The sequence below is a fragment of the Nocardia sp. NBC_01499 genome (genome assembly GCF_045040275.1).
Lineage (GTDB): Bacteria > Actinomycetota > Actinomycetes > Mycobacteriales > Mycobacteriaceae > Nocardia.
Genome location: NZ_CP109426.1, coordinates 1180481 through 1195282, shown reverse-complemented (window position 1 = coordinate 1195282; position 14802 = coordinate 1180481). Strand labels below are relative to the sequence as shown.

9 protein-coding genes are annotated in these 14802 nt (G+C 62.6%); 1 reads left to right on the top strand and 8 read right to left on the bottom strand.

What is annotated here, in order from left to right; all coding sequences use genetic code 11:
- Nucleotides 1-4 precede the first annotated feature (4 nt).
- The 6 genes from OG203_RS05380 to OG203_RS05355 all read right to left on the bottom strand — a co-directional run bounded on the left by OG203_RS05380 (nucleotide 5) and on the right by OG203_RS05355 (nucleotide 11534).
- The gene (locus tag OG203_RS05380) at nucleotides 5-1825 is read right to left on the bottom strand and encodes a glycosyltransferase (protein WP_405164547.1); all 1821 of its coding nucleotides are present in this window, start codon (nucleotides 1823-1825) and stop codon (nucleotides 5-7) included.
- A 212-nt stretch (nucleotides 1826-2037) separates the two neighbouring features.
- A complete protein-coding gene (locus OG203_RS05375) occupies nucleotides 2038-3036 on the bottom strand; it encodes a nucleoside hydrolase (protein ID WP_405164546.1) in 999 nt (332 codons plus the stop codon).
- A gap of 134 nt (nucleotides 3037-3170) precedes the next feature.
- A complete protein-coding gene (locus tag OG203_RS05370) occupies nucleotides 3171-3521 on the bottom strand; it encodes a hypothetical protein (protein WP_405164545.1) in 351 nt (116 codons plus the stop codon).
- A 33-nt stretch (nucleotides 3522-3554) separates the two neighbouring features.
- Nucleotides 3555-4520, bottom strand: coding sequence for a DUF6301 family protein (locus OG203_RS05365; protein ID WP_405164544.1), 966 nt, complete (start codon nucleotides 4518-4520; stop codon nucleotides 3555-3557).
- Nucleotides 4521-4693: 173 nt separating this feature from the next.
- A complete protein-coding gene (locus OG203_RS05360; RefSeq protein WP_405164543.1) occupies nucleotides 4694-5146 on the bottom strand; it encodes a TY-Chap domain-containing protein in 453 nt (150 codons plus the stop codon).
- 28 nt (nucleotides 5147-5174) lie between these two features.
- A complete protein-coding gene (locus tag OG203_RS05355) occupies nucleotides 5175-11534 on the bottom strand; it encodes a toxin glutamine deamidase domain-containing protein (protein WP_405164542.1) in 6360 nt (2119 codons plus the stop codon).
- 1380 nt (nucleotides 11535-12914) lie between these two features.
- On the opposite strand from OG203_RS05355, the gene OG203_RS05350 reads away from it, so the two are divergent.
- On the top strand, nucleotides 12915-13340 hold the full coding sequence (locus tag OG203_RS05350) for a hypothetical protein (protein WP_405164541.1): 426 nt from the start codon (nucleotides 12915-12917) through the stop codon (nucleotides 13338-13340).
- Between the two features lie 572 nt (nucleotides 13341-13912).
- Here OG203_RS05350 and OG203_RS05345 read toward each other — a convergent pair.
- Together OG203_RS05345 and OG203_RS05340 are read right to left on the bottom strand one after the other, a co-directional pair.
- A complete protein-coding gene (locus OG203_RS05345) occupies nucleotides 13913-14236 on the bottom strand; it encodes a WXG100 family type VII secretion target (protein ID WP_405164540.1) in 324 nt (107 codons plus the stop codon).
- 88 nt (nucleotides 14237-14324) lie between these two features.
- Nucleotides 14325-14771: a YbaB/EbfC family nucleoid-associated protein gene (locus tag OG203_RS05340; protein WP_405164539.1), complete on the bottom strand. Its 447-nt coding sequence runs from the start codon at nucleotides 14769-14771 to the stop codon at nucleotides 14325-14327.
- Nucleotides 14772-14802: the final 31 nt, after the last annotated feature.

Genomic DNA, 14802 nt, shown 5'->3' with positions numbered 1-14802 from the left:
GTGCTCAGATCAGTACGTGGTCGTGCGGACGCCCGACGAAGGCGAACTGGGCGGTGCGCACCAACGCGTTATCGGTGGGTCGCCAGGTGTGCGCGGTCAGGTCGTCGCTGCGCCAGTAGATGAAATTGAAGCGGTCGGTGGCGTAGATCTTGACGCCATCCTCGTTGAGGCGGGCGAGCAGCACGCTGTCCTCGGAGACGCTGATGTCCGCGAACCTGTAGTGGCGCAACAGATCCGCTTTGCCCAAGAACGTGCCACCGTGCAGTCGGTTGACGTAGCGGTGCTCATAGCCCGGCAACCGGAGCATCGTCGTGTTGTCACCCTCGAAGTAGGCGTAATGGGCGCCCTTGCCGACCAATTCGGCCTCGGAGTAGTCGAAGGCGCGGACCAGGTCGGACAGATAATGCTCGCCGTAGAGGTCGTCGTCGTCCATCTTGGCGATGAAATCGCCCTCGGCGGCGTCGATTCCGAGGTTCAGGCAGGCGCCGAGGGTCAGTGTGTCCGCGGCCGACAGCACTACGACATCCGCGATCCCGGCCGCCACCGCCTTCTCTCGGACGGCGGCCGGATCGATGTCGAGGCCGTGCAAAATCATGATGAGCTGCAGCGGGCGATGGATCTGTCCGGCCACCGAGGCGATGGCGTGATCGATCTGGGCAATGCGCCTGGTGGACAACACAACCGAGATCGGGCGAAGTCGAGTGGTCACGGGAAGGCCTGCGCTGTGCAGGATCTGGTCGACTCGATGTGAGGTGAGGTGGCCGTCGTGGACCGCGCGCATGGCCAGATGTCCTTGGCGGGCACGCAGTTCCGGGCTGTTGATCAGGTGTTGGACCTGGTTGAAGCAGGCCAGTTCGGTGTCGACCATGGGGATCAGCGCGCCGAAGGTATCGCGGATGGTCGTCGATGGGCTGGACACGACCGGGGTCGCGCAGGCGGACAGTTCGATGACGTGACGGTCGTGGTCGAGCGGTGAGTCGAGATCCGAGTGCACGGCCAGGAATGTCTTGTACATCGGGTACACGGTGTGCGGGTCGACGTCGGCGAGGTCAGCGACTATGTGCGGCATCAGATCTGGCGGCCAGTGGTGTCGTGCGTCCTCGGCGAAGATATGCAGACCAGTCCGGCATAGCGGCCGCAGGACGGTGTCCAGCCGTTCACTGATTCCGGAATCCTCTTGGGGGGCATACGGACCCGCGTAACCGATGTCGTGCATGCGCCCGGATTCACCCTGGATCGGGTTGTACAGCCGGGGCTGCACCGCTGGCGCCAATACAGTGACCCGATCGTGCCCCACCGCCGCACGGCATTCGACCATCATGTCGGCATCGGGGACGAAGACGTGATCGAACAGCTCCGCAGCGGCACCGAAATGCGTTGCGCCGCCATCGATCCAGAACACCGTCGGGATCCGCTCACCCCGACACCAGTCGATCACGCGCCGCATTTCGTCATCCGCGCCAGATCCCCAGCGCTCAAGCCCCGTCGCCGCTACGAACAACAAGTCCGGCCGCCGCTCAGTGAGTACCGCCCGCCAATCATGCAACCCGAACTCACACTGATCCCACTCGTAACCGAACGCCGACCGCGCGGCATCGGCCAGGACCACGGCCACTGTCAAATCAGGTCGCGCGACCGGCCCCACCGCTCGCGGCGCCGCGGGTATGTCGACAACCGGCGTCCCGAGCGGCCCCCTGATACCAAGTTCCTGCTCCAAGACACGGATACGTTGATGCAGGTGCTCGATAGTCCGCCGATCCTCGGGTTGCCAGACGACGGGCCCGAACCGGAGGAACGTCGGTTCGCCAGCAGGCCCGTGGCTCATCGGTCGCACCTCGGTTTCATGGATGAAAGTCAGCAGGGCGCGGACGAAACCCTTGTGCCGCTGATGATTACACACCAAGCAAACCGTGTGACACCCGGCCGCTTCGCCGGTCCGGCAATCGGCGCACGGACAGCATTCGGACGTGGACTTTAGTGGATGGGCTACCCGGACGACGGTCCTACATCAGGACCGGAGATCCGATATGTGCCGTCTCAACTATAGCGTTCGGTGGGCCGCTGGTTGTACAGGTGATACACGTCCAGACCGCTGACGTCCTGGCTGGGTGGCTGAGGGTCGACCTGTGCCAACCACCGTTGCGCGGCTGGGTGTGTGGTCGACGTCGATTTCGCTGTCGACAAGCGTGGGATGAACCACTCCTCGAATGCCGAATAGTCGGCACTCCGAGCCAGGAATACCGGCAGATCGCCGGTGCTGATACGGCCAACGTCATCCAAGCCGATGGTGGTCTCCGACGCCACGACGTACTGAACACCCATCCCATAGCCGAGCGTGAGCGGGGCCTGCTGGCTGATGTTCGATCGGAAGTTGTCGAACCATTGATCCATGTGCCGCAGGAGCAGTTGGCAAACGGGGTCACTGGTTCGGGCGATGAAGTCGTATTCGATGGAGTCCCGGTTTATTACGTTAATGAAATGTGTGGTGACTTCGGCGGGCAGGAGCCCCGGCCGCAGCCCCGCCGCGAGCACCGTCCTGGCGGCTTGCAGGTCCAGGCCGAAGTTGGGTTCCGGGTGGTCGGTGAAAGCCGTATGCGAGCCACCCATCTGGGTTACGACCAGTCGCGTGTTCGCCGCGGGGATCGACTCGATGACATCGGCGAGATTGGATAGAGCTCCGATCCCGATCCAACCGATCGGACTTTCGGTCCGCTCGAGCAGCCCGCCTATCGCGTCGACGACGTCGGTGCGCTGCTCGGGCACGATGCGCGGGACAAGGTCGTCCGCCGCCCATCTGTGTTCGTTGCCGAGGTCGCGGCCCGCGACGACGGGGACGTCCGTGCGTCCGAGGAGGTCGAGCAGATGCCGGGCCAGGCGGGCACGACGACCGGCATGCTCATCACTGGTGACGACGAGGGAAAGTTCTGGATATCCTGCGGCAACCACGAGCGCCAGCGCATCGTCCGGTTCGCCGCCGATGTCGGTATCCAGGATGAATGGCCTCAGCTCGAGCCGCCCCGTTCTTGTCGTGCTCATTACCGTCGCTCCAGGCTCGGGCCCCGGCTTTGCATTTCTCGACTACCGATCGTCATGGCGCGGGCTCGTTCCCGCTCTACCCGTTCCCGCTCCTGCTGAAGCCATCTGGATTGATCTCGAGCCACTGGATCGGATCAACCGATGGTCTGCTCCTCGCTCAACGGGTGGCCGTCCGCATCGACTTCCTCATAGTCGATGCTGAATTCGAGTTCCGCGCCTCGGCACTGTTCGGCGAGCGCATGCAGCCGGGAAACGGCAGCCTCGACTGCGCCATCGATATGGCCTTCAAGGAGAAAGTAATTGGGCGGACTCTGGGGCGATGCCTCGTAGCAGAGCAGTTCGAAGCCGTCGGTTTCGTAATGCGCTTCCCATCCACGGCGCGGTCGCACACGCAGATCGTCGGTCGACAGCCATGACCTCAATACCTGCTCGACAACTTCCGGATCGCCGGTTTCGATACTGCCGTGGAACGACGTACTCGACATGCAACTCCTCCAATCTCGTCCTCGTGATCTTAGCTACGTTCCTGCGCGGCGCCTTGCTTCGTCCTCGCCGTAGAAGATCGTGATACCTGGGTTTTGGTGCAGGATCATGCGGATCGAGGGTGGCTGGTAGGTGAGTGTCAGTGTGTTCTCGACGCCCTCCCATCGGATCCACGGCCTCGTTCCGGTGGCTCGTGTGGTCGGCGTGCCGTAGCTTGCGATGAGAGCGATCGTCATCCGAGTGAAGGCGTCATTTAGTTGTGCGTTGTCATCCGTGGTCAAGGTGGCGACCGGCAGATCGATGAATTCGGCATCGACTCCGCAGCCACGGATGTAGCAGTTACCCGGAACGGATCTGGTATCGAAGGTTATTTGGCCAGGCTCTATCTTTTCCAGCGTCCAGAAGGTTGCCGGGGAACCGAGACTGAGCAGGTCGTCCATACGCCACGACCAAACCATGTTGCGTAGTCCGCGGGCGAGATCGACGACCTCGTTGTCATCCAGTGCTGGTCGTCGGAGAGGCAGGGTACGGGGCTGGATTTCGTCGGAGGACCGGATCGGTCGGTCGTCGAGACCGACGTTGTACTCCAGTGATTCGAACGCCGAGATCGGTGTCCCGTCACGCCGGACTTGATCAACGATTTCGTCTGCTTTTCGGCGCCTTTCCAGGTTGGCTACGGCTGTCGACCGTAACGGGGAAGTGGTGTCGGCAATCGCGTAGATGGCAGGATCCAAATGTGGTAGCGGCTGGTCGTCGACCGGTGCGGCGTCATCAGTTGTGCGTATCGGTGCGGGAGAGGCGATTAGGCGTTCCGGTGATGCGGTTTCGGGCTCGAATGTACGAGGTTCGGCAGCCGGCCGCTTACGCTCGGCAACAGTGACTCCTACTGCACGGCAAGCTAATTCGGCGAGACCCTGCCACTTGGCGTAGTCGGTGCCTGGTACGGCATCGAGAGTGATGGTCAATTCCTCGGAGCCGGTGCGCACCAGAGCGAGAACCATCGAGGTGATCGTTTGGTATCTGGGGTGCTGGTCGGTGCGGCGCCCCAATTCGGTGCCTACCGGGTCAGTCATGGTTCCGGATGGGCTGAGTCCCAGGTGTTCTCGCAGTTGATCGAGGTGAGATTGGTCGAGCAGATCGTGCAGGACCAGTGTTAGCTGCCTTTGTAGGAATTTCACGTCGCATCGATCCCGGTAAGGCTCAGAGAGGGCAGGATCAGGGACTTGTTACCGTCGTTCGAGTTCCAAGCGTCGTAAACCAGGGACGCCGGATCGGGGATGTCGAAACCATCGCGGAGTCCGGTGATGACCATAGCTGCCAACTGGTGGCGGACGGCCGAGGAGATCGGCCATGGGAGCTCGATCCACCAATTATCGACGTGGTCGGCGTCAGGTAGTTGCCAACCGGCATCGATAATCCGTAGTCGCCCCTCGGGTGTTGGGCGGCCGATCGAATCCAGGTATGCGTCGCCAGTCAGTTCAGCCACCAGTGCGTCGTCGCCTATGGCGAATTGAACGAACCGAAACCGGCCCGTCGGCCCAACGGCAATGATCTTCATGATCGCGCCAATTGGTAACTGTGCCAGCTGCTCCGCCAGCGCTTCGGCGAATTGCGCCCATTCGGTCACCGAGAGAGCTCCTTCCAGTATCTTCCGCTCATCGCTCGCGCTCCAGCCCTCGCTCGCGCGCTTCGATCTCCCTGGCTCTCTTCACTTGCGGGGCCTCCTCGGGACGCTCCCGTACCGCCTCGTCGGCATCCTTGCCTTGGCCTAGCTCCCCGAGGAAGCGTTGGACGATGGCGTCGCTCGGAGTCCCGCGCTCGATTCCCTTGGCGGCTTCCGCATAGCGGCGGGCCAGCGAGTCGTACGGAACCTCGATCGGTTCTCGTCCAGGCTGCTGGTATAGGAACACGCCCTTCTCGGCGTCCCTTCCGATCGGGTCGTGATTGCGGACCAATTGATAGACCTTCGGATCAAGGGCCCGCATTCTATCCCCAGATAGTTCGAGAGCCTTTGCTTGTCCGACGGTCTCGTTGTGGTCCTGCCGAACGAGTTCACGACCGAAAACGTCCAATACATTACTATACCTCTGATTGCGTTCGGCCTCCAGAACTTGGGTTACCATCCCGGTCTGCTCGGGATGCAGTCCCAATGGTTCGAGCGCTAGTGAATCGAGCGCTCGTTCATGTTCGACAGCGCGGAGAATCTGATTATATGTCTCGCGTACCTGCGCGGGATCGGGTTCTTTGCCCTGCGCGATAGCCTGTTCGAGCTCCTTGGCCTGTTCGCGGATTTTCTCAATGAATTGTACGGTCGCCCGTTCTTCCGGTTCGCGAGCTTCCAGAGCCTTGTCGGTCGCCTGCCGTACCAATTCATTTCGAAAGACGTCCCTTGGTTTGCCGAGAGCATCGGCGCGACCTGCTTCCAGCGCCTGAGCGACAAGTCGTTCGTGCTCTGGATCCAGTCCCAATTTCTGAACCGCCCGAGCCTCCATTTCTTGCTCGTGTCGAATCACACGTTCTATCGCATCGAAGTTCTGCAGCACTTCGGCCAGCTCCGGGACCTTTCCCTCGGCAAGGATGCCCGCCAACTCACGAGCTCTGTTCAGATTGTGCTCGACGAACCGTCCACGGTCCTTGAGATGCTCGTTGCGGAACTCGAGCGCGTTTCGAGTGGCGGCCTCGACGAGGTGTCGGTCGGCGACTTCGAGCTGAGCTGTCAGCGAATGGTCATGCTCGTAGATGCTGATTTCCAAAACATGCTCGGCGATTTTCGCCGACTCGCCCAGCTCTAAGCCGCGCAGCACGTCGAGCCGGCTCTCGAGTTCGAGATGTTGCCCCGTGGTCAAATGGTCTCTGGCCAAGACGAGATCCCTGCTCATCTCGGACAGCGGAGCCCCGCGCTCCAGTGCGCTCCATGCCCGGTCGAGTGCCTCTTTTGCTTTTACATGCTCGATCGTGGCCTCGATATCCGGCAGGCGGTGATCGGCCAGCTCGACGGCCAGCTCCACGATCTCCCGCTGGTTGGGATTGAGGTTCTCCAATACGCGCTCGCGCTGGTCCGCGAGATCTCGGGCGAGCTCCTGCCCACGTTGCGCGACCAGATCGGAGGTGAGCGTGCGGGCGTGCTGAATGCCATCGAGATTTTCGGCGGCGATATCCGTTCCGGTCAGATGATCGGGAAGGTAGCCGTGCTCGTCGCGCAGCCGGTAGTCGCCGTCTCGGAAGGTGCGCTCCGGATCAGTGATGTCGTGCAGCCTGCCATCGGCTCGAGTGCGGTAGCTGTTCGGGCGATCGCCGGGCTCGTGCAGTAGACCGTCGTCGCCGCGGTGCATACCTCTTGGCGGCGGCAGGTCATCGCGCTCTGGAACAGCAGGAACCGGTTTGTCGTTTGTCGACTCACCTTGGATGCGGTAAAGGTTGTCGATTTCGCGCTGTGACTCTAGCTCTCGGGCCCCGTTCAGCCGGTCAGCGAGTTCCTGCGCCCGATCCTTATCGGTCGTTTCGACGACAGGGAGTTCGGGGCTCGAATCGAAGGCGCTATCAGGAACGATCAACGATATGTCTTCGATATTCAGTTCTGGATATTTTGCTTGGATTTCCTTACCTGCCGCTTTCAGCGGCTTGGAGATATCGGACGTGGACCTGACAACTCCCTTAAGGACAGCGTTCGAGAAGGTTCTTGCCTGGCTGTTGTAAGCATCCCTGTTGGCATCTATATGCTGGGCCAGATCCCATACCTCGGACCGGGTGAGGTCTTTCAGATTCAACGGCACCGCCGGTGTCGAATCAGCGGATCGGATGGCAGCCCGACCGTCGAAGCGATCGGCAAGTAATTCATAGAACCGGTCACGATCGATAACGATCGCGAAATCGACATCTTTCGCTTCAGGTTTACGCAATGCGGAACCCTGAATGAAAGGGTCCAAGTCGCCGAGTCCTGCCCGATCGAGAGCCTCGTGGAAGTCTCGGGCAAAGGCGTTGAAATGCTCGGCACTGTCGAATCGGTAAGGGTAACCGCGTTCCGAAACAACGTTGGCCCAGTTGTCCATGTGGCGTGCCAGGATGTCGGCGGTAACGGGCTTGGCAATGCGGGATCCGGTCTGTAGGAGATCGGTGATGCTGCGATCGCTGAGCCCGAGCTGGCGCCCCTTCTCGACCAGTGCGTTGAGCTCTCGGTCACTATAACTCAGCGCGAATTTCTCAGGATCGCCAACGACTCGGTCGCGAACCTTGTCGATGAGTTCTTTGGCAGGGACCTGTGATCGGTCATCGGAACCGCGACGATCGAGATTATCGCGTGGTCCAGGCTGCTCACGCTCGAGTGGGTCACGAGCCTGACTTCCCTCTTGATTAAGAGATTGACTGTCGCGCTCCACATGCGGTGTTTCTGGGCGGTAGCCAGGCGGCGGGTTCCACTGCTTGTTGACCTCGTCAAATCTCTGCGACGCGTTCGGATCCGTACTCCGCTCCACATGCGGTGTTTCCGGGTGATAGCCAGGCGGCGGATTCCACTGCTTGTTGACCTCGTCAAATCTCTGCGACGCATTGGGATCCATATTCCGCTCCACATGCGGCCTATCGGGGTCCCGGTTGCTCGGATTCGTCCCTTCCGGGGCCAGGTTCCCCCGTTGTCCGTCCGGTACAGCTTCCGACCGACCGCCGCTCTGGGACAGGTCGCGATGTTCTGGTGTCCCGAGTTGGTGGGATTCGTCGGATGCGGATCTATCACTCGGTGGGTCCGGCGGTTCGATATGGTCCCGGGGTACGTCGAAACCCTCTGTGCCCGTTGGTATCAGGTCGGGTGCAGTTACCGTTGATGGAGAGTCGACGTGTCGCTGGATCTCTGTGTGGTCGGGGTCTAGTCCTCGAAGGTTCCTTCCGTCGGCCAGGTCCCGTCCTGTTGGCTGCGCCATTCCGTCCACGAGACGACGTTCATCGCCATCGGGGCCGATGGCTGGTAAGCGAAGGTGTTCTTGTCGATCGTCAGCTGGTATTCCGCGGTCGGTTCCGGTGGTTGCGTCATCGACTGCGCCAGCACGTGATACTCGATCGTCTGGGAGTTCTCTTGCGTGCGTTGGATGCTCACCCGCCACCTCGGTGGATACACCTGGTGCCCTTGAACCGGTTGTCCCGTACGGATCGCCTCGTCGTACATCTCCCCGATCAGGCTCGGGGGAAGACTCGAGTGCGCGGTCACCACTCCGGTCTGCCTGTTCACTACGTAGTTCCCCAGCCCCAGACCCTGGCCTTGGGCGATCTGCTCCGGCGTGAGCATCGGTCGGCACACCCATCCGTGTTCGAACGGCATGATCGTCTGGAACTGCTGACTCGGAAAGATGCGAGCCAGGTACTGTTCGATTTGTTCCCTGGTTTGGAGCTGTTCGGGCACCCTGCGGTCCTCCGTGCGGGTCGACGGTCATGAATGACAATGCGGCTGAGCCATGGGTCAGTGCTGGCGGCGGGACATCGGAAAAGGTTCGCTGCTGGGGATCCCACCATACGGGCCCTGACGCCCCGTGTGGATAGACGATGGCGGTCGCGTGTGCACCATCCAGCTTGGGCGACCCGTCCGAGTTGTATAAGAAGACGCCATTCGAGTCAGTGGCATGCCAACTGTTGATGACAAGGGCTGATGAGCCAGGGCCCAGGTGCTCGATCCAATCGTGCAAGCCCTGGAACTGATTGGCGATGGGGCGATCGTTGAAGGCCTGCCAGGTACCACCGATCCATGCTTCCGCTCGATCGAGCCCGGTGATTTCGCCACTGCGGTCGTCGACGGTGCCGTCGGAAAGACGGTCAGGCCATCGGGGCGCGCCCACCTCGGGGCGACCGTTGAACGACGATAAGGCCGCCAGGGCGTCTTCCACGCAGTTGTTGTTGCGTCCTAAATGTTCCGGTCCACCGTCATTGATCAGCCGACCATAGGGATTGGTGCGCGGGTCGGCGCCGACAAGGAATCGGTTGCCGTCGCGCAGCGCATCCTCGACGACATGCTGGTAGACATCCTTCTCGATGTTTTGGAGCCGCTGGCGGCCGATTTCGCGAGTGGCAGGCAGTCCGTCCAACGCGGCGGGGGTGTTGGATTTGGCGATGTCGTTGCTGATTTGGCGAATGTCGTTTTCGCTCAAGCCGATTCGGTTATCGACGTCAGGCCGGAGGCCGATCTGATCACGGAGGTGCGCGGCCAGGCTGTCCGGGTGGCTATTGGGATGCCAGACCTCGGGGCCTCCGGGCCTGTCACTGACGTGGACGCGTAGATGCGCGGCGTCCGGATCGGGGGTATGGACGAGATCGATCAAAACCCGATCCCCCGACAGGAGCCGTTGGCCGCGGTTGAATGCGACGTCGGCAGCCAATTGTGCGTTCTCCCAGAGTCGTTGGACCTCATGCGGGGGGATGTGGCTATCAACGGTGACATGGACACGCATGCTGACGACAGCGACCGGGCCACCGGGCGCGTTGGGGTGACGCTGGAAATCGAAGGCGGGGTGTGCGTTTGGCCCACGGCCGGTCGAAACCGGAGTGGCATGGCCACCCTCCGGCGTCTGGTCCCGGTAGAACTCACGCACTTGGCGGGTCTCTAAGGCCCGTTGAATCTCCGGCGAGTAAGCCGGTCGGCGCGGGTCCGCGGGACGCGGTTGGCCATGCCGCGGATCGTGCCGGGCGTCAGCCGAATCTTGGTGTGCACGTCGAGGTCCCGGCGCGGGAGTGTGTTCACGCGGTGGGGTCGGGTTGTGCGGGTGTTCGCGTCGCGGCGCAGGTTGCGGGCCACGTTCGGTCGATGGCCGGGGCGGAGTGTGCTGTGGCAGTTGATGTTGAGGTGTCGATTGGTCGTGGCGCTGTGCCCGGTTGGTGTTCGCGAAGTGTTCGGGATGGGTTTCGCGCGGCGCTGAATCGCGTGCTGAGGTGGACCTGACTTGGGGTCGCGGCTCGGTACCCGAATTGCGTTCTGGGGCAGGAGAATGGGTGGGTGCTGTCGACGACTGAGTGCTGCGGTCCGGTGTGTGGACCGGCTCCTGCGCATACTCGTGTGGCCGCGCTTGTTCCGGACGTTGCGTGTCGTGCCAGGTACGTAACTGGGTGTCGTGGGGGCTCTCGCCCACCGGGTGGGCAAGAGCAGCGCTGATTTCGTCGTGCGTGGGTTGGTAACGGCCGATGTGCGGGTTGTATTCGCCAGCGTAGAAGGGATCGCTGGGGATCAGACGGCCGTCGTCGAAGCGGGCGACATATTTGTGGACCGCCGGGTCGAAGCCTGGACGGTGCGGTGGTCCGGGAGTCGGCGACTGCGCGTGCTCCGGCGCTACTCCATCGTCTCGCCGCGGTCCCGATCGATCCGCTTCAGTTCCGAGTCGAGCCAGCGTTGCCAGTTCTTGGTCTGTTCCTCGGTTGCCTCGGGTCGGCCCTTCGCTTGCTTCTCCCTCCAGATGGCCGTATTGCGTGCCACCCTCGCTTGGGATTCTGGGTCCGGGGACTCGGCGCTCATCGTGGGCCCGAGAACCTCCCTCGCTATCTGCTCCGCTTCTTCCGGTGTGATCGCCATGGGGATCCCTTCCTAGATCGGTGAGGTAGATGACGTGCGTGCCGTCTACGATTTTATTGCTGTCGATATAGAACTTGTGCCCGGGCGGGAATACGACCTCGTCTTGCTGACCGCTGGTCCAGGAGATGTCCTTGCCGTGGCGGGACTGGATCACCAACTCGACCTTCGTGCCGTAGCGGATGTTGCCTGTCGAGGCATCCTTATCGGAGGAGGCGAAACCAGGATCTGCTCGGATACCCTGCGGCTCATAGTCAGCTAGAAATTTCTTGAGCTCGACCGGGTCGTAGAAGCGGAGTACCCGGTGCACGACGCCGTTGTAGTCGGGGAGCTTGTTGTACGCGCTGATCAGAGCGCGAATTTCGGTGTCGTACTCGGCTAGTGCGTGGATATCGCCATCGCGAGTGGCCCGGTTGACGCGCTCGTTCAGGGCGTCGAACTGATTGTGGCGGATGGCGGCGATCTCGGCATCGGACAACCGTGCGATCTCAGGATGCCGACCGATCTGCTCAGCGCGGATGTGGGCCGCTTCGGCCAGATAGCCGGGGTGCTTGCGCGCGTATTCGGGAGCTGCGGTGGGGTCGTGGTAGTCGGGGTTCGCGTAGTAGGGCTTGTCCTCGACGGGCAGCTTGGGGCGGTGTGGGTCCCCGGCCGGGTCGAGCCGTCCTGGTGCCGCGATGTCGCGCGGTGTGTGCTCGCTCGGACTCGCGGGTGGCTTGTTCTCGACCGGTGGTTTGTGCTCGCCGGGTTCGGGTTTCGGGTGCGGCGCCGAGGTGGTCGGGGCGTGTGTGTCACTGCTCGGATGTGGGGGAGTTACGACCGCGACGATCGGCGGTGTTTGGTCGTTGGCCGGGCGTGCGTGCGTTGGTTGCTGGGGTGTGGGACGTTCGGTGGGGTCGGGCCGTTGCGGGGTGTCGGAAGTGGGTCGGGCGGGGCTTCGCTCAGGCGTGCGGGGGCCGGTGTTGTGGTCCGGGGCGGGAGTTCGAGTCGATGAGGGGTCATGCCTGCCGGGGGTCGTGGCTGGTCCTGGGGCGATGTCACGCGGATGCTCCGGTGTTACGGCTTCTCGCGGTGACGGAGAGGGCGTATCGCGTAACGCCGGAGCGTGGTTGGCGGCTCCGTCGAGAGTTGGGCTCGAGGTCTGCGTCCGGGGGCCGGTGTCGGTGGCGGGTGTCCGGTCGGCCGACGGGAGTGGTGCGGAGTCGACACGTGCTGCGCTGCTGGTGGTTTCGCGCGGGGGAGGGGTTGGCGCAGGGTGGTCCGGTGTGTCGACACCGCTGGGCGAGCGGGGTGTTTCGGTGAGGCGTTGCGGTGGCGCATTGCGGTCAGTGGACGGGGTCTCCGAGCGGGGTGCGGGTTCCACGCGTTGCGGGGTGTCGGCGGGGGCACGGGGAACGCTCGTCGCTGCGGAACGGTCACCGGCGGAGGCGGTTCCGTTGGGCTGCAAAGCTTCTGGCGTGTGTCCGGTGGGGCGTCCCGGTGTGGGCGCCGCGGTAGTCGCTGGTGGTTGCGCGGTCGAGCTGTGGTCGGTTGGCGGCGGTGCTGGAGTCGCGCCGGTCGCTGTCCGGGAGTCGGTGGGAACGGGTCGGGTTTCGGCGGGCTGACCGGTTCCCGTCGAATCCGATTGGGACACAGTCGGATTCTCGTGAGTTGCCGCAGCGGTCGAGGGCGCGCTTGGCGCATCGGGCACTGCGGCAGTGGTTGCTGGTGCGGCGCTAGTTTCGGTGTGTGTTGTGCCGGGTGGCGCGGCTTCGGTTTGTGTCGTCGAAGCGGAAACAGTGGCGGGTGATGGTTGCTTACTGTCGGTGGATGTGGGGGATTCGTGGACAGGCTCAGTGTGCGTGGCCTCAGGTGCGGTATGTGTGGTGCTGCCAGGTTTCGTCCTTGCGAACCCAGCACCACCGGCACCATCGACCACTGTGCTGAAATCGATGTGGCCGCCGGTGGTAGCGGTCGAAGCCACTGTGGCCGCGGTGTTTCCGGCGACGTTGGCCGGAATCGCGGCCGTGCCGCGGGCAAGGATGGCGCTGGCGGTGTTGGTGCTGATATCGGTGCCAAGCGCATTGGCCACGTGCTGGGTGGATCGCTCAGCAATCGGTCCGGCAACCGCACCCGCGACGGCGCCAGCGGCAGCCGCCGTACCCACCGAGCGCAGGTCGATGCCATCGCGATGGCCCACCGCCACTTGAATGCCCTGAGCAGCTACATCGGTACCGGTACCGAAGCCAGCGCCGATGACCGCCTGGGTGCCCAGCTTGAGCGCCGCCGTCGAGGCCACCTGTGAGGTCGCCTGGGTTACCGCGTCTCTCGCCAACAGGCTGGTGATTTCCAAACCCGCTCGCTCAGCCAGAAAGGTCGCACCTTTGAGGGCAAGTCTATCGATGAGTTCTTGAATAGTCTCACGGATAAACAATTTGACCGCGAACAAAGCCGCAGTGTCGAGGACCTGGCCGATGCCAGGGATGAACGCCATCGCGATCATCGCGCCAACCGAAATATAGATGGCGATTTTGGCGTATTCGACGTCGGTAGCGCCCTGTTCGAGCTGCTTGGCGAAGCTGTCGCAAGCCTGGATCATGCTTTTCAGGTCGCTACCGTCCCCGCCGACGATGTCTTGCCAATAGCTCGACATCGCGTCGTGGGTTTTACCATCGATGGCCGACAGCGCGGTGTTCATCGCCTGGTCGGCGGGCTGCTGCAGTTCCCGCAGTGCGGTAGCCATATCCGACCAATGCCCCGCCACCCGGCGCATGGCATCTTCATCCCCCTCGGGCCAATGCCCGATCAGGAAATCCTCGATCCAGCCGCCAACGCCGGAGAAATGCGGAAACCACAGAGTCATGCCAGATCCCCCGACTACACCTGCCGGATCTGGTCAGCGTTGTGTTCATCCCGGGTCTGTAGCGCATTGGCGGTGACGGTGATCCGTTCACCGGTCGATTTCAGCGTGTCCGCCAGCTTCGCCAACGCGGTCAGGTGTTGTCCGACGCTACCGTCGCCATCGCCTTGGGGATAATTCTTCTCGAACTGCTGACCCGGCTTATCCTTGCCCCAGCAGTGGCCCTCGGACTCGATACCCTGCTTCAACTTCTCCAGGGCCGCATTCACGTCTTGGCCCAGCTGCTCGAACTGCGGCGTGACCGCGCGCAGTCGATCCGGATCAGCCCACAGATTGCTCACGGTCACACTCCCTCATCAGGTTTCGGTCCGGTCCCTAATCTCTTCGACGCGGCGGCGGCCTCGACGGTTCCACCGATTTCGTTTCGGCTCATCGTGATTGCTCCTGCTGCTCCTGCGGCGGCTGGGAAAACTTCGTCTGCAGGTCTCGCAAACTCGGTGCGCCAGGGATGATTTCGTTGAGGTCGGGCATACCGTCCACGATCGAGGTGATGGGGCCGAGCACCTTCTGCCTGGCCTCGGCCGCCGCCTCGACCGCGCCGCGGATGGCGGTATTGAGCTCGTCGGTCAGCTGACGCGGGGTGCTGCGGCGGTAAGCGTCATCGGCGATGGATATCTCGGTCACCACTCCGGATGAGTTCACGGTTACCCGCGCGAGGTTGTTCGGCGTCGTCGCGTGCACCTTCATCGCGGCCAGTTTGCGCTGGACACCACCCAGTTCCGCCATTTCGCGATCGAAATCGTCCTGAATGGCATCCAATGCCGAACGGAGATCCGCGTTCGCCGACCGTATCTGCTCCCGCTCCCACTGCTCCACGCGATCACTTCCCGTCGGGTTCCATTACAAG

Bases quoted from the DNA above. Each gene is read 5' to 3' on its own strand.
- OG203_RS05380 (WP_405164547.1), bottom strand. From the start codon at position 1,825: ATGAGCCACGGGCCTGCTGGCGAACCGACGTTCCTCCGGTTCGGGCCC.
- OG203_RS05375 (WP_405164546.1), bottom strand. From the start codon at position 3,036: ATGAGCACGACAAGAACGGGGCGGCTCGAGCTGAGGCCATTCATCCTG.
- OG203_RS05370 (WP_405164545.1), bottom strand. From the start codon at position 3,521: ATGTCGAGTACGTCGTTCCACGGCAGTATCGAAACCGGCGATCCGGAA.
- OG203_RS05365 (WP_405164544.1), bottom strand. From the start codon at position 4,520: ATGGTTCTCGCTCTGGTGCGCACCGGCTCCGAGGAATTGACCATCACT.
- OG203_RS05350 (WP_405164541.1), top strand. From the start codon at position 12,915: ATGTGTGGTGCTGCCAGGTTTCGTCCTTGCGAACCCAGCACCACCGGC.